19 protein-coding genes, 5 tRNA genes and 1 other RNA gene are annotated in these 18,792 nt (G+C 51.0%); 21 read left to right on the plus strand and 4 right to left on the minus strand.

What is annotated here, in order from left to right:
* Nucleotides 1-2 precede the first annotated feature (2 nt).
* Nucleotides 3-1,262 carry an MFS transporter gene (locus SOM82_RS06295; RefSeq protein WP_320459928.1) on the minus strand — a complete coding sequence of 420 codons (1,260 nt, stop codon included), beginning with the start codon at nt 1,260-1,262 and terminating at the stop codon, nt 3-5.
* A 376-nt stretch (nt 1,263-1,638) separates the two neighbouring features.
* Here SOM82_RS06295 and SOM82_RS06300 point away from each other — a divergent pair, with 376 nt between their 5' ends.
* The 20 genes from SOM82_RS06300 (at nt 1,639) to pnuC (ending at nt 15,031) form a co-directional block, all read left to right on the plus strand.
* Nucleotides 1,639-2,394: an oligogalacturonate-specific porin KdgM family protein gene (locus tag SOM82_RS06300; protein WP_320459929.1), complete on the plus strand. Its 756-nt coding sequence runs from the start codon at nt 1,639-1,641 to the stop codon at nt 2,392-2,394.
* 797 nt (nt 2,395-3,191) lie between these two features.
* On the plus strand, nt 3,192-4,760 hold the full coding sequence (gene cydA / locus SOM82_RS06305) for a cytochrome ubiquinol oxidase subunit I (RefSeq protein WP_154126713.1): 1,569 nt from the start codon (nt 3,192-3,194) through the stop codon (nt 4,758-4,760).
* Nucleotides 4,761-4,775: 15 nt separating this feature from the next.
* Complete coding sequence (cydB, locus tag SOM82_RS06310) at nt 4,776-5,915, plus strand: cytochrome d ubiquinol oxidase subunit II (RefSeq protein ID WP_154126714.1); 1,140 nt, start codon at nt 4,776-4,778, stop codon at nt 5,913-5,915.
* 14 nt (nt 5,916-5,929) lie between these two features.
* Entirely contained in the window at nt 5,930-6,043 is a 114-nt protein-coding gene (gene cydX, locus SOM82_RS06315; protein ID WP_154126715.1) for a cytochrome bd-I oxidase subunit CydX, read from the plus strand.
* A gap of 2 nt (nt 6,044-6,045) precedes the next feature.
* Complete coding sequence (gene ybgE / locus SOM82_RS06320) at nt 6,046-6,336, plus strand: cyd operon protein YbgE (protein WP_154126799.1); 291 nt, start codon at nt 6,046-6,048, stop codon at nt 6,334-6,336.
* 148 nt (nt 6,337-6,484) lie between these two features.
* Nucleotides 6,485-6,889 carry a tol-pal system-associated acyl-CoA thioesterase gene (gene ybgC / locus SOM82_RS06325; protein ID WP_012016634.1) on the plus strand — a complete coding sequence of 135 codons (405 nt, stop codon included), beginning with the start codon at nt 6,485-6,487 and terminating at the stop codon, nt 6,887-6,889.
* Nucleotides 6,886-7,578, plus strand: a complete 693-nt coding sequence (gene tolQ, locus SOM82_RS06330; protein WP_320459930.1) for a Tol-Pal system protein TolQ — start codon at nt 6,886-6,888, stop codon at nt 7,576-7,578. The genes ybgC and tolQ overlap by 4 nt, the downstream gene beginning before the upstream one ends.
* Nucleotides 7,579-7,581: 3 nt before the next feature.
* A complete protein-coding gene (gene tolR / locus SOM82_RS06335) occupies nt 7,582-8,010 on the plus strand; it encodes a colicin uptake protein TolR (RefSeq protein ID WP_154126716.1) in 429 nt (142 codons plus the stop codon).
* Between the two features lie 28 nt (nt 8,011-8,038).
* Complete coding sequence (tolA, locus tag SOM82_RS06340; protein WP_320459931.1) at nt 8,039-9,286, plus strand: cell envelope integrity protein TolA; 1,248 nt, start codon at nt 8,039-8,041, stop codon at nt 9,284-9,286.
* A 134-nt stretch (nt 9,287-9,420) separates the two neighbouring features.
* Entirely contained in the window at nt 9,421-10,713 is a 1,293-nt protein-coding gene (gene tolB / locus SOM82_RS06345; RefSeq protein WP_320460068.1) for a Tol-Pal system beta propeller repeat protein TolB, read from the plus strand.
* 35 nt (nt 10,714-10,748) lie between these two features.
* A complete protein-coding gene (gene pal / locus SOM82_RS06350) occupies nt 10,749-11,270 on the plus strand; it encodes a peptidoglycan-associated lipoprotein Pal (RefSeq protein ID WP_003858578.1) in 522 nt (173 codons plus the stop codon).
* A 9-nt stretch (nt 11,271-11,279) separates the two neighbouring features.
* The gene (gene cpoB, locus SOM82_RS06355; RefSeq protein ID WP_320459932.1) at nt 11,280-12,074 is read left to right on the plus strand and encodes a cell division protein CpoB; all 795 of its coding nucleotides are present in this window, start codon (nt 11,280-11,282) and stop codon (nt 12,072-12,074) included.
* Nucleotides 12,075-12,235: 161 nt separating this feature from the next.
* Nucleotides 12,236-12,311, plus strand: a tRNA-Lys gene (locus tag SOM82_RS06360).
* Between the two features lie 136 nt (nt 12,312-12,447).
* Nucleotides 12,448-12,523, plus strand: a tRNA-Val gene (locus SOM82_RS06365).
* A 2-nt stretch (nt 12,524-12,525) separates the two neighbouring features.
* Nucleotides 12,526-12,601: transfer RNA gene (locus SOM82_RS06370), tRNA-Lys, on the plus strand.
* 128 nt (nt 12,602-12,729) lie between these two features.
* Nucleotides 12,730-12,805, plus strand: a tRNA-Lys gene (locus SOM82_RS06375).
* Nucleotides 12,806-12,835: 30 nt separating this feature from the next.
* Nucleotides 12,836-12,911: transfer RNA gene (locus SOM82_RS06380), tRNA-Lys, on the plus strand.
* Between the two features lie 30 nt (nt 12,912-12,941).
* Nucleotides 12,942-13,067, plus strand: a non-coding RNA gene (locus SOM82_RS06385) — RtT sRNA.
* Nucleotides 13,068-13,230: 163 nt separating this feature from the next.
* A complete protein-coding gene (gene nadA / locus SOM82_RS06390; RefSeq protein WP_320460069.1) occupies nt 13,231-14,274 on the plus strand; it encodes a quinolinate synthase NadA in 1,044 nt (347 codons plus the stop codon).
* A gap of 37 nt (nt 14,275-14,311) precedes the next feature.
* Nucleotides 14,312-15,031: a nicotinamide riboside transporter PnuC gene (pnuC, locus tag SOM82_RS06395; RefSeq protein ID WP_320459933.1), complete on the plus strand. Its 720-nt coding sequence runs from the start codon at nt 14,312-14,314 to the stop codon at nt 15,029-15,031.
* Here the strand turns inward: pnuC and zitB are convergent.
* Complete coding sequence (gene zitB, locus SOM82_RS06400; RefSeq protein ID WP_154126720.1) at nt 15,028-15,963, minus strand: CDF family zinc transporter ZitB; 936 nt, start codon at nt 15,961-15,963, stop codon at nt 15,028-15,030. The genes pnuC and zitB overlap by 4 nt on opposite strands.
* Nucleotides 15,964-16,071: 108 nt before the next feature.
* Nucleotides 16,072-16,470: a YbgS-like family protein gene (locus SOM82_RS06405; protein ID WP_320460070.1), complete on the minus strand. Its 399-nt coding sequence runs from the start codon at nt 16,468-16,470 to the stop codon at nt 16,072-16,074.
* Nucleotides 16,471-16,788: 318 nt separating this feature from the next.
* Between SOM82_RS06405 and aroG the strand changes: the two genes are divergently transcribed.
* Entirely contained in the window at nt 16,789-17,841 is a 1,053-nt protein-coding gene (gene aroG, locus SOM82_RS06410) for a 3-deoxy-7-phosphoheptulonate synthase AroG (protein ID WP_154126721.1), read from the plus strand.
* A 60-nt stretch (nt 17,842-17,901) separates the two neighbouring features.
* Here the strand turns inward: aroG and gpmA are convergent, their stop codons facing one another.
* Nucleotides 17,902-18,654 (minus strand): 2,3-diphosphoglycerate-dependent phosphoglycerate mutase, encoded by a 753-nt coding sequence (gene gpmA, locus SOM82_RS06415; RefSeq protein ID WP_154126722.1) that lies wholly within the window; start codon nt 18,652-18,654, stop codon nt 17,902-17,904.
* Between the last annotated feature and the right edge of the window lie 138 nt (nt 18,655-18,792).

Here is an 18,792-nt window from a genome sequence, read left to right on the forward strand (position 1 = left end):
GTTCAGGCGACAGCAGGTTTGAATGCCGCTGCAGGATTTTTGATGAGCAACCACAGGAACGCAGCGCCAATAAGATCGAAAACACCCAGTCCAATAAAGAAAGCATTGTAGCCAACCACGGCAACCATCGCGCCGAGGAAAAGGCTAAATGCGAAGTTTCCCATGCTGCCCGTAAAGGCTGCAAAGCCGGTGGCAGTTGCGACTTTTTGTTTGGGGAAAAGGTCGGACGACATGCTGATGACGGTGATGGACAAGCACTGATGGGCGAAGCCCGCAATGCAAAACAGCGCAATGGCAGCATAGACATTTTCGACGTAGCCGACAGCCGCCATCGCCAGCATCAGCAACGCCGCGAAGGTAAAGGTGATGCGTTTAGCATTGATAATGTGAATGCCTCGATTATTAAGAAACTTCGAGATGTATCCGGCTGCCAGACAGCCTAAATCCGCCGTCAGGAACGGAAGCCAGGCAAACATAGCGATTTCACTCAGATTCATATGACGCACGGTGACGAGATACAGCGGCATCCAGTAGTGCAGGGTTCCCCAGGCCGGGTCAGCCATAAAGCGGGGTAAAGAGATGGCCCACAAATTTTTGTCTTTGATCATCGAGCTGAGGGTCGCTTTTTCCGTCGTCACGACCAGACCGTTGTCAGCCTGAACTTCGTCATATTCCGCTTTGAGCAGCGCCGGATGGCTTTCCGGCGATCGATAGCACACCAGCCACAAAATGCTCCACAGAATCCCCATCCCGCCGGTAACCACAAACGACATTTCCCAATTGTAATTAAGGATGGCCCAAACCACGAGCGGCGGGGCGAGCATCGCGCCGAGTGATGTCCCCAGGCTGTAGATCCCGCAGGCCAGCCCTCGCTCTTTTGCCGGGAACCATTCGGCGGTCACTTTCATACCAGCCGGGTTAAATGCCGCTTCGGTTAAACCGAGGCCGCCGCGCAGGCAGGCTATCGGTAACCAACTGCTGAAAAGCGCGGTTAACATGTTGCACAGTGACCACAGCATGGCCAGTATGCTAAAGCTGAAGCGCAAGCCAAACTTATCGATGATGAAACCGCAGGCGATCCCGCCGATGGCGTAGGTAAACGGAAACACTGACACGATCCACGAGTATTGCTCGCTGGAAAGATGCAATGTTTTCATCATTTCCGGGGCAGCAACGCCTAGCGTGCTGCGTGCGAGGTAATTAATAATGGTGCCGAGCATAACGAGTGAAATAATGTACCAGCGTAGTTTTTTTATCTTCACGATGCCTTCCTTGAGTGCGTTGAAATTTTGTTGTTTTAAAAATGAAATGCAATTTCAATTAATGCTATTGGAAATATATCTGCCCGTGCTTGATGATGCTCACAGATTTTTAAATACGGTAAAAATTAATTAATATAAAAAATATATAAACACCATGAATTAATTCATTAAAACCATTTATAAAAATGATCTATTTTTCGTAAATATAAAAACAAAACACTGTTTCAATAAAAAGTGTGTGGGTGATCTTGTTTTTAAAATAATAAGAGTGACCGATTTTAATTAATGAATATTATGCCTCCCTGTGGTTTGGTCTCGGTGTGATAACGCAGTAAATATTGCGTATCTCAGCTTATAAAGTATCAAGGTATGGATTATGCAGAAAAAATGGCAATGGTTATTACTGTCTTGTGTTACAGCGTGTCCGCTTGTTTGTCAGGCACTGACGTTTGACGTCAGAGGCGGCTACAGAGCGGGTAGTCACTCATATGAATCGCGCTATAAGGTCAGCCAGAGCTGGAAGAGTGGCTGGTGGGGAAGTATCGAAACCGATAACAAAAATAATAAAAGTAACGGCAGAGGTGCAAATGGTGGGGATAAATCGGACGGTGCTCATTCATTTGGTGACAGTAAGTCAGATTATAATGAAATAGAGTCTAATTACACGATTCCGTTAACGGAACAATGGAGTTTTCAACCTGGAGGCATTTATCACTGGAGCAGCAATGGTACACAAATTCGGCCCTATTTACGCCTGAATTATAAAATCACTGCCGATTTAAATACAAGTTTACGTTATCGCTATGACTATAATACTTATGAAACGGTGAATGGTAGCGGTGAGTCTCATCGGGATAGCGTTAACCGTCTGGATCTGTATTTGGGTTATAAAATTAATCCACAGTGGAGCGTACTCTATCAGGGAACGATATATAAACATGTTAATGATGATTATAAATATAAGAATGATAAATCATCGGCAACGGAAAATGCCGTTACGCTACGTTATAAATGGAACAGCTGGTTCAGCCCGTATGTGGAATACGATTACCTGGATAAACAAGGTTTTTACGAAGGAGAAGACGGTATCGCCGAGTCGCGTTACCGCATCGGTATGACGTTTACGCTCTAAGCAGCGGCAAAACCTGCCTGGCGGAGCTGCCGGGCAGGAATGCGCGATGAACATCGGTTCTTCTGCCTGCTTGAGTATGCAGCAGCCACCTTCCGCAGTATCAAATCTGTCTAAAATTCACTCGAACAGATTGGCGGACACGTTCCGGTGATCATTTCGTTAACGGTATAGTCACGGCGTGGTGTTAATTAGAGGCTGGTGATGGGTAAAATAAATGTTATTTTTGGCTGAGCTATTGCCGAAATGGAAAAAGAAGTCTAAGCCGCTATCCTTAATGTTTGTCAGCTTTATAAAGCGAGACGACAAGCAGCGTTAAAAAAAATCACTATTATTTATATCTCATTCCGCATTCGCTAACCATTGCAGTGATCAAATCTACATATCATTAACATTGATTTTACTATGGCTACTGCATTTAAACACCATTAACATAAAGTCGCGTTTTTGATTTAAATCAATGTTTAATGCTTGGAAAAACACCTCAAAAGGCGTTAAATTGTCCGCGATCAAATTGGCTGAAAAGTAGTAAATTCGCTATATATTGATCACCGTCGTAAAACGTAAAAGTGATTCAATAAAAACCTGTTTATTGTAAGGGTTTTGCAGCGTATTATATTTGCGGGATCAATTTGAGTTTTTTATTAACGTATTTGTAACCTTTCATCACTACTTTTTCCTCATCTGAAGAATGACGTTGTGGAGAGGGGAAACAGATAACTTTGTATTGGGGCATGTGTGTGAACCCTTTCTGACGGGATTCACTCTCGGAGTCTTCATGCGATGAGCAAGGAGTCATGATGTTAGATATAGTCGAACTGTCGCGCTTACAGTTTGCCTTGACCGCGATGTACCACTTCCTTTTTGTGCCACTGACGCTCGGTATGGCGTTCCTGCTGGCCATCATGGAAACGGTCTACGTCCTCTCCGGCAAACAGATTTATAAAGATATGACCAAGTTCTGGGGCAAGTTGTTTGGTATCAACTTTGCTCTGGGTGTGGCAACGGGTCTGACCATGGAGTTCCAGTTCGGGACTAACTGGTCATACTATTCCCACTATGTCGGGGATATCTTCGGTGCGCCTCTGGCCATTGAAGGGCTGATGGCCTTCTTCCTCGAATCCACCTTTGTAGGTCTGTTCTTCTTCGGCTGGGACCGTCTGGGTAAAGTCCAGCATATGGCCGTCACCTGGCTGGTGGCATTAGGTTCAAACCTGTCCGCACTGTGGATTCTGGTCGCGAACGGCTGGATGCAGAACCCTATCGCGTCTGATTTCAACTTCGAAACCATGCGTATGGAGATGGTCAGCTTTGCGGAGCTAGTCCTGAATCCGGTTGCTCAGGTGAAATTCGTTCACACGGTGGCGTCTGGTTATGTCTGCGGCGCGATGTTCGTTCTGGGCATCAGCTCTTACTACATGCTGCGCGGTCGTGATTTCGCATTCGCTAAACGCTCTTTTGCCATCGCGGCAAGCTTCGGTATGGCGGCAATTCTCTCTGTTATTGTTCTGGGTGATGAATCCGGTTACGAAATGGGCGATGTGCAGAAAACCAAACTGGCGGCTATCGAAGCCGAATGGGAAACTCAGCCGGCTCCGGCGGCGTTTACCCTGTTTGGTATTCCCGATCAAGATGCGCAGGAAAACCGCTTTGCGATCCAGATTCCTTACGCGTTGGGCATTATTGCTACCCGTTCAGTCGATAAGCAGGTCACTGGCCTGAAAGACCTGATGGTGCAGCATGAAGAGCGTATCCGTAACGGTATGAAAGCTTACGCGCTTCTGGAGCAGCTGCGTTCCGGTTCTGCCGATCAGGCTGTTCGCGATCAGTTCAACGACGTGAAGAAAGACCTGGGTTACGGCCTGTTGCTTAAACGCTATACGCCGAATGTCTCAGACGCGACCGAAGCGCAGATTCAGATGGCAACCAAAGACTCTATTCCGCGCGTGGCTCCACTGTACTTCGCGTTTCGAATCATGGTCGGTTGCGGCATCCTGATGCTGCTGATTATCGCGGCGTCCTTCTGGTCCGTGATTCGTAACCGTATCGGTCAGAAAAAGTGGCTGCTGCGTACCGCGATGTACGGTATTCCACTGCCATGGATTGCTATCGAGTCCGGCTGGTTCGTGGCGGAATATGGTCGTCAGCCATGGGCAATTGGTGAGGTTCTGCCTACGGCAGTGGCTAACTCCTCGTTGACTGCCGGAGATCTGATTTTCTCCATGCTGCTGATTTGTGGCCTGTATACCCTGTTCCTGGTGGCTGAGCTGTTCCTGATGTTCAAGTTTGCACGCCTTGGCCCAAGCAGCCTGAAAACCGGTCGCTACCACTACGAGCAGTCCACTGTGGCTACTCAGCCGGCACGCTAAGACAGGAGTCGTCAAATGATCGATTATGAAGTATTGCGTTTTATCTGGTGGCTGCTGGTCGGTATCTTACTGATTGGTTTTGCGGTCACTGACGGTTTCGACATGGGGGTGGGCATGCTCACCCGTTTCCTCGGTCGTAATGACACCGAGCGTCGAATCATGATCAACTCCATCGCCCCGCACTGGGACGGTAACCAGGTGTGGCTGATCACCGCAGGCGGCGCGCTGTTTGCTGCCTGGCCGATGGTCTACGCCGCTGCGTTCTCCGGTTTCTATGTGGCGATGATTCTGGTGCTGGCATCCTTGTTCTTCCGTCCGGTCGGTTTTGACTACCGCTCCAAGATTGAAGATACGCGCTGGCGCAACATGTGGGACTGGGGCATCTTCATCGGTAGCTTCGTTCCACCGCTGGTTATCGGTGTGGCATTCGGTAACCTGTTGCAGGGCGTGCCATTCCACCTCGATGAGTACATGCGTCTGTACTACACCGGTAACTTCTTCCAGCTGCTGAATCCGTTTGGTCTGCTGGCGGGCGTGGTGAGTGTGGCGATGATCATCACTCAGGGTGCGACTTATCTGCAGATGCGTACCGTGGGTGAATTACATCTGCGTTCACGCGCGACGGCACAGGTCGCTGCGCTGGTGACAATGGTCTGCTTCGCGCTGGCTGGCGTTTGGGTGGTATACGGTATTGATGGCTACGTGGTGACGTCGGCTATTAATCACGCTGCACCGTCAAATCCGTTGACCAAAGAAGTGGCTCGTCAGGCGGGCGCCTGGATGGTGAACTTCAACAATACACCTGCGCTGTGGGCGATCCCGGCTCTGGGCGTGTTGCTGCCACTGTTGACGACGTTGACCTCTCGTCTGGAAAAAGGCGCGTGGGCATTCGTGTTCTCTTCACTGACTCTGGCGTGCATCATTCTGACTGCGGGTGTGGCTATGTTCCCATTCGTGATGCCTTCCAGCACGATGCTGAATGCGAGCCTGACAATGTGGGATGCGACCTCAAGCCAGTTGACGCTTAACCTGATGACGTATGTTGCCTGCGTGTTCGTACCGATTATTCTGCTCTACACCACCTGGTGTTACTGGAAAATGTTCGGTCGTATCACGAAAGAAGACATCGAAAGCAACACTCATTCCCTGTACTAAGTAAGGAGCTGAATATGTGGTATTTCGCATGGATTTTAGGGACGCTTCTTGCCTGTGCATTTGGTGTCATTACCGCGCTGGCGCTTGAACATATCGAAGCGACCCAAACCGGTGAAGAAAAGCACTGATGATGAATGTTATCGCAAAGCTTTATGCGGTAATGGACAAGCGCCCGTTAAGGGCGCTTTCCTTAGTGATGGCATTACTGCTGGCAGGCTGCATTTTCTGGGACCCGTCGCGCTTTGCGGCGAAAACCAGTGAGCTGGAAATCTGGCATGGTTTCTTCATCATGTGGGCAGTTTGTGCAGGCGTCATTCACGGCGTAGGGTTTCGTCCAAAAGCGATTCACTGGCAAGGTATTTTCTGCCCGCTGGTCGCTGATTTAGTGCTTCTCGCTGGACTGATCTTTTTCTTCAACTGAATAAGAACTGTCCGTTAATCTTATGGGCTTACCCGAGCCCATAAAAATTTACTCTCCGTTTACTTTCCCCCATTCCAAACCATCATTCCCGCGCGTATAGTAGCGAAGTTTAAAAGCTCTAACTTTTGTTGCATTACCAGGATGTAAAGTGAATACAACGCTGTTTCGATGGCCGGTTCGGGTCTATTACGAAGATACCGATGCTGGTGGTGTGGTCTACCATGCCAGCTACGTTGCATTTTATGAACGTGCACGCACTGAGATGCTGCGCCATCATCACTTTAGCCAGCAGGTTTTGTTGGCTGAGCGAGTTGCCTTCGTGGTACGCAAGATGACGCTGGAGTATTTTGCACCCGCCAGACTCGACGATATGCTCGAAGTCCAAACGGAAATAACATCAATGCGCGGAACCTCAATGGTTTTCACGCAGCGGATCGTCAATGCAGAGAACACGGTACTGAACGAAGCAGAAGTCCTGATTGTTTGTGTTGATCCACTCATCATGAAGCCTCGTGCGCTTCCTAAGTCTATTGTCGCGGAGTTTAAGCAGTGACTGACATGAATATCCTTGATTTGTTCCTGAAGGCTAGCCTTCTGGTTAAACTTATCATGTTGATTTTGATTGGTTTTTCAATCGCCTCCTGGGCCATTATTATCCAGAGAACGCGCATTCTTAACGCTGCGGGCCGTGAAGCCGAAGCCTTTGAAGACAAGTTCTGGTCTGGTATTGAGCTTTCTCGTCTGTATCAGGAAAGCCAGGGGCGTCGGGATACCCTTTCAGGCTCCGAACAAATTTTCTATAGCGGGTTCAAAGAGTTCGCTCGTTTGCACCGCGCTAACAATCATGCGCCAGAAGCGGTCGTTGAAGGGGCATCTCGTGCGATGCGCATTTCTATGAACCGTGAACTGGAATCACTTGAAACCCATATTCCGTTCCTCGGCACCGTCGGTTCTATCAGTCCGTATATCGGTCTGTTTGGTACCGTCTGGGGGATTATGCATGCCTTTATCGCGCTGGGCGCGGTGAAACAGGCAACGCTGCAAATGGTTGCACCGGGTATCGCAGAAGCGCTGATCGCGACCGCAATCGGTCTGTTCGCCGCCATTCCGGCGGTTATGGCCTATAACCGACTGAACCAACGCGTGAACAAACTGGAACTGAACTACGACAACTTTATGGAAGAGTTCACTGCGATTCTGCACCGTCAGGCGTTTACCAGCACCGAGAGTAACAAGGGGTAAACCATGGCCAGAGCGCGCGGACGAAATCGTCGCGAACTTAAGTCCGAAATCAACATTGTACCGCTGCTGGATGTTCTGCTGGTGCTGCTGCTGATCTTTATGGCAACGGCACCGATTATCACCCAAAGCGTAGAAGTTGATCTGCCGGATGCGACAGAATCACAGGCGGTGAGCAGCAATGATGATCCACCTGTCATTATTGAAGTCTCCGGTGTCGGGCAGTACAGCGTAGTGGTAGAAAAAGATCGTCTGGATCAGCTGCCGCCAGAGCAGGTTATTGCTGAAGCAAAACGTCGCCTGGAGTCAAATCCGAAAACGGTCTTCCTTATCGGTGGCGCCAAAGATGTGCCTTACGATGAAATAATTAAAGCGCTGAATTTGCTACATAGCGCGGGTGTTAAGTCGGTAGGCTTGATGACGCAACCGATTTAATCATCTGCATAGTTTTTGGGAACCGATAGTGTCAAAGGCAACCGAACAAAACGACAAGCTTAAGCGAGCGATAATTATCTCAGCAGTGCTGCACGTTATTCTTTTTGCAGCGCTGATCTGGAGTTCGTTCGATGAGCATATTGACGCGTCAGCCGGCGGTGGGGGGGGATCCTCCATTGATGCCGTCATGGTAGACCCTGGCGCGGTAGTGCAAAACTACAATCGCCAGCAGCAACAGCAGGCGAGTGCAAAGCGGGCTGAAGAGCAGCGAGATAAACAAGCGCAACAGCAAGCCGAGGAGCTGCGAGAAAAGCAGGCCGCGGAACAGGAGCGTTTGAAGCAGCTCGAGAAAGAACGTTTGCAGGCGCAAGAAGCGGCGAAAGAGCAGGCAGAGCAGCAGAAACAGGCTGAGACTGCGGCGAAGAAAGCGCAGGAGCAGCAAAAACAGGCGGAAGAGGCGGCAGCCAAAGCCGCAGCGGACGCTCAGGCGAAACAAGCTGCCGATGCGGCGAAAAAAGCTGCTGCTGATGCTCAAAAAGTCGCTGAAGCGGAAGCCGTGAAGAAAGCAGCCGCCGACGCGCAGAAAAAAGCTGAAGCAGAAGCGGCAAAAAAAGCCGCCGCCGATGCACAGAAGAAAGCTGAAGCAGAAGCCGCTAAAAAAGCAGCACAGGAAGCGGAGAAGAAAGCCGCTGCCGATGCCGCTAAGAAAGCGGCTGCGGCCGAGAAAGCCGCCGCTGAAAAAGCTGCGGCTGATAAAGCTGCCGCCGACAAGAAAGCGGCTGCAGCAGAAAAAGCCGCTGCAGATAAGAAAGCAGCTGCCGATAAAGCAGCAGCAGCCAAAGCCGCCGCTGCGAAAAAAGCCGCAGCGGATAAAGCTTCGGCATCAGATGTTGACGACCTTTTCGGTGACCTGAGTTCAGGTAAGAATGCGCCGAAAACGGGCGGTGGAGCGAAAGGAAGCAATGCGTCGCCAGCCGGAAGTGGTAGTACTAAAAATAACGGTGCTTCAGGCGCTGAGATCAGTGGCTATGCCGGGCAGATAAAATCCGCGATTGAAAGCCGATTTTACGATGCCTCATCCTATGCCGGTAAAACGTGTACGCTGCGTATAAAACTGGCGCCGGACGGTATGCTGCTGGATATTCAGTCTGAAGGGGGCGATCCAGCCTTATGCACTGCTGCGCTGGCAGCGGCACGTCAGGCGAAGATGCCAAAGCCACCTTCGCAAGCCGTCTATGAAGTGTTTAAAAATGCGCCGTTGGACTTCAAACCTTAATTTACATTTTCCCCGTGCAAACGGGGAAAAATAGACCAGGTTTAGTCACAGGGTTCTGGTAGTTTTGTCCATTTGAGTTTGTTAACATTCTGCTAAATTATCGTGGGTAAGGTTACCCAGGTAAGGGAGATATGATGAAGCAGGCATTACGTGTAGCTGTAAGTTTCTTTATGCTGTGGGCAGCTGTGCTGCACGCAGAGGTCCGTATCGAGATCACCCAAGGGGTGGACTCGGCGCGACCAATTGGCGTTGTTCCGTTCCAGTGGGCAGGGCCTGGCGCTGCACCTGAAGATGTTGGCGGCATTGTGTCGGCTGACTTGCGTAACAGCGGTAAATTTAATCCTTTAGATCGTGCTCGTTTGCCTCAGCAGCCGGGTACCGCTCAGGAAGTGCAACCTGCGGCCTGGTCTGCCCTCGGTATTGATGCCGTGGTTGTGGGTCAGGTGACGCCAAATCCGGATGGTGGCTACACCGTAGCATACCAGCTGGTCGATACGGGTGGCGCACCGGGCACCGTGCTGGCTCAAAACTCCTATAAAGTGAACAAGCAATGGCTCCGCTATGCGGGTCACACTGCGAGTGACGAGGTGTTCGAGAAGCTGACCGGTATTAAGGGCGCGTTCCGTACTCGCATTGCCTACGTGGTTCAGACTAATGGCGGCCAGTTCCCTTATGAACTGCGCGTCTCTGACTACGACGGCTACAACCAGTTCACCGTTCACCGTTCACCGCAGCCTCTGATGTCACCTGCATGGTCTCCGGATGGTTCTAAACTGGCTTATGTGACCTTCGAGAGCGGTCGTTCTGCGCTGGTTATCCAGACGCTGTCCAACGGTGCTGTCCGTCAGGTCGCTTCGTTCCCGCGTCACAACGGTGCGCCTGCGTTCTCTCCGGATGGTTCAAAACTGGCGTTTGCCCTGTCTAAAACAGGTAGCCTGAACCTCTACGTGATGGATATCGGCTCAGGCCAGATCCGTCAGGTTACGGATGGTCGTAGCAATAATACTGAACCAACCTGGTTCCCGGACAGCCAGAACCTGGCATTTACGTCAGATCAGGCGGGCCGTCCTCAGGTTTATAAAGTCAATGTTAATGGCGGTGCTCCGCAGCGTATCACCTGGGAAGGCTCTCAGAATCAGGATGCGGATGTGAGCAGCGACGGTAAATTAATGGTAATGGTCAGCTCCAATGGTGGGCAGCAGCACATTGCCAAACAAGATCTGGTAACGGGTGGCGTGCAAGTTCTGTCGTCAACGTTCCTGGATGAAACGCCAAGTCTGGCACCTAACGGCACTATGGTAATCTACAGCTCTTCTCAGGGGATGGGATCTGTGCTGAATCTGGTTTCTACAGATGGGCGTTTCAAAGCGCGTATTCCGGCAACTGATGGACAGGTAAAATCACCTGCCTGGTCGCCGTATCTGTAAATAATAATTAATTGATTACTAAAGGAATCTTAGAAATGCAACTGAACAAAGTGCTGAAGGGGCTGATGATCGCTCTGCCTGTAATGGCAATCGCGGCGTGTTCTTCCAACAAGAATGCAAGCAACGACCAGAGCGGCGAAGGCATGATGGGTGCCGGCACTGGTATGGATGCTAACGGTAACGGCAACATGTCTTCTGAAGAGCAAGCTCGTCTTCAGATGCAGCAGCTGCAGCAGAACAACATTGTTTACTTCGATCTGGACAAGTATGACATCCGTTCTGACTTCGCTGCGATGCTGGATGCTCACGCTAATTTCCTGCGTAGCAACCCATCTTACAAAGTCACCGTAGAAGGTCATGCTGACGAACGTGGTACTCCTGAGTACAACATCTCCCTGGGTGAACGTCGTGCTAACGCCGTTAAGATGTACCTGCAGGGTAAAGGCGTTTCTGCAGACCAGATCTCTATCGTTTCTTACGGTAAAGAAAAACCTGCAGTACTGGGTCATGACGAAGCGGCTTACTCCAAAAACCGTCGTGCCGTACTGGTTTACTAAGAGAATTGCATGAGCAGTAACTTCAGACATCAACTATTGAGTCTGTCGTTACTGGTTGGAATAGCGGCCCCCTGGGCCGCTTTTGCTCAGGCACCAATCAGTAGTGTCGGCTCCGGCTCGGTCGAAGACCGCGTCACTCAACTCGAGCGTATTTCAAACGCTCATAGTCAGCTTTTAACTCAACTTCAGCAGCAGCTCTCCGATAACCAAAACGATATTGATTCTCTCCGTGGTCAAATCCAGGAAAGCCAGTATCAGCTTAACCAGGTTGTCGAACGTCAGAAGCAGATTTTACTGCAGATCGACGGGCTGAGTAACGGTGGCGCAGCAGCGCAACCCGCCGCTGGCGATCAGAGCGCCGCTGCGACAGCGACGCCTGCACCATCAGCAGATGCATCAGCCTCTTCAGGTGCGCCTGTACAGAGCGGTGACGCGAATACTGACTACAATGCAGCGATTGCCCTGGTGCAGGATAAATCGCGTCAGGACGATGCCATAGCGGCCTTTCAGAACTTCGTGAAGAAGTACCCTGATTCAACTTACCAGCCAAATGCGAATTACTGGCTTGGACAATTGAATTACAACAAGGGTAAAAAAGATGATGCGGCGTTTTATTTTGCCTCTGTGGTAAAAAATTACCCGAAATCACCTAAAGCACCGGACGCGATGTTTAAGGTCGGGGTCATTATGCAGGATAAAGGCGATCGTGCGAAAGCGAAGGCCGTTTATCAGCAGGTGGTCACGAAGTACCCTGGCACCGAAGGTGCAAAACAAGCGCAAAAACGTCTTGGTTCGATGGGATGAGTGTCGCGTGACCAGAAATCGCGTTATTTCTGGTCTTGCCGCATGATTCGTAAGCAGTTAAGTGATCTTCGTCGAAATTTTTGTTGCGCTCAATTCTTAAATCAGTAATATATGCCGCCGTTGCCAAGGGATATCAAACAGCCCGGAAGCCGCGCAAAAGTGGGTCGTTAGCTCAGTTGGTAGAGCAGTTGACTTTTAATCAATTGGTCGCAGGTTCGAATCCTGCACGACCCACCAATAATCTGGTGGAAGCAGTAGTAAAACGTGAAGGATAACGTTGCGTCAGCAACGGCCCGTAGGGCGAGGCGAAGCCGAGTCATCCTGCACGACCCACCACTTAAGATTATTCTGTAGTGCCCTGTAGTACGACGTTGGGTGATTAGCTCAGTTGGTAGAGCACCTCCTTTACACGGAGGGGGTCGGCGGTTCGAGCCCGTCATCACCCACCATCGGGTCGTTAGCTCAGTTGGTAGAGCAGTTGACTTTTAATCAATTGGTCGCAGGTTCGAATCCTGCACGACCCACCAATAGTCTGGTGGAAGCAATAGTAAAACGTGAAGGATAACGTTGCGTCAGCAACGGCCCGTAGGGCGAGGCGAAGCCGAGTCATCCTGCACGACCCACCAATACTACAAAATTCAGGCAACACCCGAATGGGTCGTTAGCTCAGTTGGTAGAGCAGTTGACTTTTAATCAATTGGTCGCAGGTTCGAATCCTGCACGACCCACCAGCCTGAATAAAAATTTGCAAGTCCCGAAAGGGGTCGTTAGCTCAGTTGGTAGAGCAGTTGACTTTTAATCAATTGGTCGCAGGTTCGAATCCTGCACGACCCACCAATGTAGAAAGGCGCCCTAAAGGCGCCTTTTTGCTATGTCCGATTCGGCAGGATGAGAACCTGTTGGAGGTTCGAGTCGAACGAAGTGAGACACCGGAGCCGCGTACGGCGACGGCCCGAAGGGCGAGCGAAGCGAGTCATCCGGCACGACCCACCAATGTAGAAAGGCGCCCTAAAGGCGCCTTTTTGCTATCCAAATATTGTGACTTTTCCCCTTCAATCCGCTATCTTGTTTAGTATAAAAAACGCAATAGTCTTATCTTTCGCTCAACACGCAAAAGAGAGGCTTTATTGTTAAGCCAGTAAAACGAGATGCAATGATGAGCGTAATGTTTGATCCTGAAGCCGCAATTTATCCTTTCCCGCCAAAGCCAGTTCCGTTAAGCACGGACGAAAAGCAGTTCTACCGGGAGAAAATCAAGCGCCTGTTAAAAGAACGAGATGCGGTCATGGTGGCGCATTATTACACCGATCCCGAAATCCAGCAGCTAGCGGAAGAAACCGGCGGTTGCATCTCCGACTCCCTTGAGATGGCGCGCTTTGGGGCAAAACACGCCGCTTCCACGCTGCTTGTGGCGGGCGTTCGCTTTATGGGAGAGACGGCCAAGATTTTAAGCCCGGAAAAAACCATTCTGATGCCCACTCTCAATGCGGAATGTTCACTGGATTTAGGCTGTCCGATAGACGAATTCAGCGCGTTTTGTGATGCCCATCCCGACAGAACGGTCGTGGTTTACGCCAACACCTCTGCTGCCGTTAAAGCACGCGCAGACTGGGTGGTTACCTCCAGCATCGCCGTTGAATTGATTGAACATCTCGACAGCCTCGGGCAGAAAATTATCTGGGCTCCGGACAAACATCTCGGCAGCTATGTGCAGAAACAAACGGGGGCTGACGTTCTGTGCTGGCAGGGGGCGTGTATCGTGCATGACGAGTTTAAAACGCAGGCGCTTGCCCGAATGAAAGCCCTCCATCCCGATGCCGCCATTCTGGTCCATCCGGAATCGCCTCAGTCGGTGGTGGATATGGCGGATGCGGTCGGTTCAACCAGCCAGCTGATTAATGCTGCCAGAACGCTGCCCCATAGAAAGCTTATTGTGGCCACCGATCGCGGTATTTTTTATAAGATGCAGCAGGCGGTTCCTGACAAAGAGTTGTTCGAGGCTCCCACAGCAGGGGAAGGGGCAACGTGCCGTAGCTGCGCGCACTGCCCGTGGATGGCGATGAATGGGCTTAAGGCGATTGCTGAAGGGCTGGAATCTGGCGGGGCGGCTCATGAAATCCATGTTGATGCTGCACTGCGTGAGGGGGCGTTAATTCCTCTTAACCGTATGCTGGATTTTGCAGCTACACTACGGTCCTGACTTAAGAAATCGCGTATCATTACGCTTTGGGGAAAAGATGGATTTTTTTAGCACGCAGAACATCCTGGTGCATATACCGATCGGCGCCGGTGGCTACGATCTGTCATGGATTGAAGCGGTAGGCACAATCGCCGGGTTGCTGTGTATCTGGCTTGCGAGCCTGGAAAAGATCAGCAACTATGCTTTTGGCCTGATAAACGTCACGCTTTTTGCGATTATCTTTTTTCAAATCCAGCTCTACGCCAGCCTGCTGTTGCAGCTATTTTTCTTCGCTGCCAATATTTACGGCTGGTACGCCTGGTCGCGGCAGACCAGCGATCGAGAGGCCGAGCTTCAGATCCGCTGGTTACCCTTACCCAAAGCTGTCGCCTGGCTGGTGGCGTGTGTTATCGCTATCGGTCTGATGACCCTTTACATCAACCCGGTGTTTGGCTTCCTGACGCGGGTGTCGGTATCGGTCATGTCAGGCATGGGGTTAAATGTCACGATGCCAGAATTGCAGCCTGATGCCTTCCCGTTCTGGGACTCCTGCATGATGGTGTTGTCGATCGCGGCGATGATTCTGATGACCCGTAAATACGTTGAGAACTGGCTGTTATGGGTGATCATCAATGTGATAAGCGTGGTGATCTTCGCGCTGCAGGGCGTGTACGCCATGTCGCTGGAGTATCTGCTTCTGACCTTTATTGCCCTGAACGGCAGCCGGATGTGGATTAACAGTGCGCGCGAGCGTGGCTCTCGCGCGCTATCCCGTTAATGATGATGATGTGAATGGCCGGTCTGCACCTCGTTGAGGTGGCAGTCCGGTCCGTTACAGGCCTGGTACTCCATCTGGATGGTGACGTGCGAAATCTCGTAATGATGTTCCAGGAAGTGCTGGATACGCCCCAGCAAAGCATCATGATCGTGCGGAGGAACAACCTGCACATGCAGAGTCATCACCGGTTTCTCACCAACCTGCCAGACATGGACGTGGTGAACGTCGCGAACTTCCGGGATAGAGCGACACAGTTTTCGTTTTAGGGCCGGAATATCGAGCGCAACGGGCGCGCCTTCCAGCAACTCATTCACACTTTCCCGCAGTAACCCCCACGCGCTACGCAGCACCAGGCAGGAGACCAGCACCGACAATATCGGATCGATAGGGGTCCAGCCGGTGTAGATAATGACTAACGCCGCCACAATCGCGCCGACCGAACCCAGTAGATCACCCAGCACATGCAGCGCTGCGGCGCGCACGTTGAGATTTTTCTCTGTGCTGCCGCGATGCAAAATCCAGAACGCCAAAATATTGGCCAGCAGTCCGGCGACCGCAATCACCATCATGGTCATCCCGGCGACGGGCTGCGGATCGCGGAAACGCTGAAACGCTTCCCAGACGATTAAAATGGTAATCACGACCAGCGCGATGGCATTCACAAACGCGGCGAGAGTGGTCAGCCGTAGCCAGCCAAACGTGTGACGGGCATTAGGTGGGCGACGAGAAAACTGCACGGCCATTAATGCAAAGAGGAGCGCGGCAGCATCCGTGAGCATATGCCCGGCATCCGCCAGCAGAGCCAGGGAACCGGAAACCAGCCCACCAATCACTTCAATAATCATAAACGTGGCGGTGACGGCGAAAGCCAGCATCAAACGTTTAGCGTTTTCGTCCCCTGAAGCAGGCGAGTGCGAATGAGAGTGCGCCATAAATCATGTCCTGATGAGATATCACTGTAAGTGTAGAGTTTTTAATATTTTGCACAAAAAAGAAAGGAGAGCTTACGCTCTCCTTAATTTCATCAGACCGGGATCCGGTTACTGAGTTGTACCATCTGTTTTGGTATCAACTTCACTATTGCTGCCGGTACCGGTTTCAACTTTCTTGTTGATGTCCGGGCATTTCCCGTCTTTACACATTGAATTTTTATGAATCTCGTCTTTGCTCATACCGTCATGATTCATTGTTCCCGAGTCGGTACCATTCGGGTGCAGCATGGTTCCGCTGTTCGAACCACCGCTGGTGTTAATGTCGTTGTTATCAACATTATTAGGTGCCACATTCTGTTTAGCATCAGGTGCAACCTGGCCGGCGGAGGCCGCTGCGTTCGCCTGACCATTGCTGTCAGAACCGGTGTTATCGGCTGCCAGTGCGGCACCGCTCGCCATCGTTAACGTAGCCGTCAGAAAAAGGGTTGCCAGTTTATTCATTTTCATCATGTTGCTCCTGTTCTGGTCGTTATTTGCTGGATAACTTCTTCCAACAGTGCGTGTGCGAATAACGTCGTGCTCAGTGAATAAAACTCCAGGCTGCGCGCTTTTGGCAGTATGGAATGTCGTTAATATTAAAAAAGTAAGTGCTTAGAGTTATAAATTGTAGAGTAGATCTCGTTTCTCGCTACTTTGTGGCGTTTATAAGCCTAATTCCAGGAATTATCCGTGCGAAGTGTAAAACCCTGTTTACACTTCCTGGCTGACAAGTTAGATTGAAAAGATTGCATTCCTTACAAAAAATATGGCCAGGCCGGAACGATCATGAATTATCAGAATGACGATTTGCGTATTAAAGAGATCAATGAGTTATTACCCCCTGTAGCACTCCTTGAAAAATTCCCCGCCACTGAAAATGCCGCGAATACGGTTTCTCATGCCCGTAAGGCGATCCACAGGATCCTCAACGGTAATGACGATCGCCTGCTGGTTGTGATTGGCCCGTGTTCCATTCACGATCCTGCGGCGGCGAAAGAGTACGCCACCCGACTGCTGACGCTTCGCGAGGAGCTGAAAGGGGAGCTGGAAGTGGTGATGCGTGTCTATTTTGAAAAGCCGCGCACGACGGTAGGCTGGAAAGGGCTGATTAACGATCCGCACATGGATAACAGTTTCCAGATTAACGACGGGCTGCGCATCGCGCGTAAACTGCTGCTCGAAATCAACGATTCCGGGTTACCGGCTGCGGGTGAATTCCTTGATATGATCACCCCGCAATACCTTGCCGACCTGATGAGCTGGGGCGCTATTGGTGCGCGGACGACAGAATCTCAGGTGCACCGTGAACTGGCCTCTGGCCTTTCGTGCCCGGTGGGCTTCAAAAATGGCACCGATGGCACCATGAAAGTCGCCATTGATGCGATCAATGCTGCGGGTGCGCCGCACTGCTTCCTCTCGGTGACCAAATGGGGTCACTCTGCCATCGTGAATACCAGCGGTAACGGCGATTGCCATATTATTTTGCGCGGCGGTAAAGAGCCAAACTACAGCGCTCAACACGTTGCTGAGGTGAAATCCGGACTGGAAAAAGCGGGCCTGTCGCCAAACGTCATGATCGATTTCAGCCATGCCAATTCCAGCAAGCAGTTCAAAAAGCAGATGGAAGTGGGCGCAGACGTTTGCCAGCAGCTGGCCAACGGCGAAACCGCAGTGATTGGCGTGATGATTGAAAGCCATCTGGTAGAAGGCAATCAGAGTCTGGAGAGCGGCGAACCGCTGGTGTATGGCAAAAGCGTGACCGACGCCTGCATCGGCTGGGAAGATACCGACGCGATTCTGCGTCAGCTGGCGAATGCGGTGAAAGCACGTCGCGGCTAATTCTTCTGCACAAATAAAAAAGCGTGGATTGCTCCACGCTTTTTTTATTTCTGGCGAAAATTACTTCGCTTTACCCTGGTTCGCGACTGCTGCTGCTTTTGCCGCGATTTCGTCAGCGTTACCCAGATAGTAACGTTTAATCGGTTTGAAGTTTTCGTCGAACTCATACACCAGCGGTACGCCCGTTGGGATGTTCAGTTCGAGGATCTCATCTTCGCCCATGTTGTCCAGGTATTTTACCAGTGCGCGCAGGGAGTTACCGTGAGCGGCTACGATCACGCGCTCACCGCTTTTTACGCGTGGCAGAATGGTTTCGTTCCAGTAAGGCACAACGCGATCGATCGTCAGTGCCAGGCTTTCGGTCTGTGGCAGCTCTGCATCGGTCAGTTTCGCATAACGTGGATCGTGGCCCGGGTAGCGCTCGTCATCTTTGGTCAGCTCTGGTGGAGTCACCGCGAAGCCGCGACGCCACTGCTTAACCTGCTCGTCACCGTATTTCTCTGCGGTTTCGGCTTTGTTCAGACCCTGCAGCGCACCATAGTGACGCTCGTTCAGTTTCCAGGATTTCTCGACCGGCAGCCAGGCCTGGTCCAGTTCGTCCAGAACGTTCCACAGCGTGTGGATAGCACGTTTCAGCACAGAGGTATAAGCAAAGTCAAAGCTGAAGCCTTCGTCTTTCAGCAGTTTACCTGCAGCTTTTGCTTCGCTAACGCCTTTCTCAGACAGGTCAACATCATACCAACCGGTGAAGCGGTTTTCGTTGTTCCACTGGCTTTCGCCATGGCGCACCAGAACCAGCTTAGTTACAGCCATATCTCTCTCCTCATAAGCATTATTCGCGCTTCATCTTTCACGTTGCTTTAGCAGGGCTTACCCGGGATCCCCGCTAATAGCGTTAACTACGCAGACGGAAACCTTCAGGCATGCCACCTCAAACCGCATGAATGACTA

Origin of the sequence: Lelliottia sp. CFBP8978 (assembly GCF_034046055.2) — a bacterium.
Lineage (GTDB): Bacteria > Pseudomonadota > Gammaproteobacteria > Enterobacterales > Enterobacteriaceae > Enterobacter.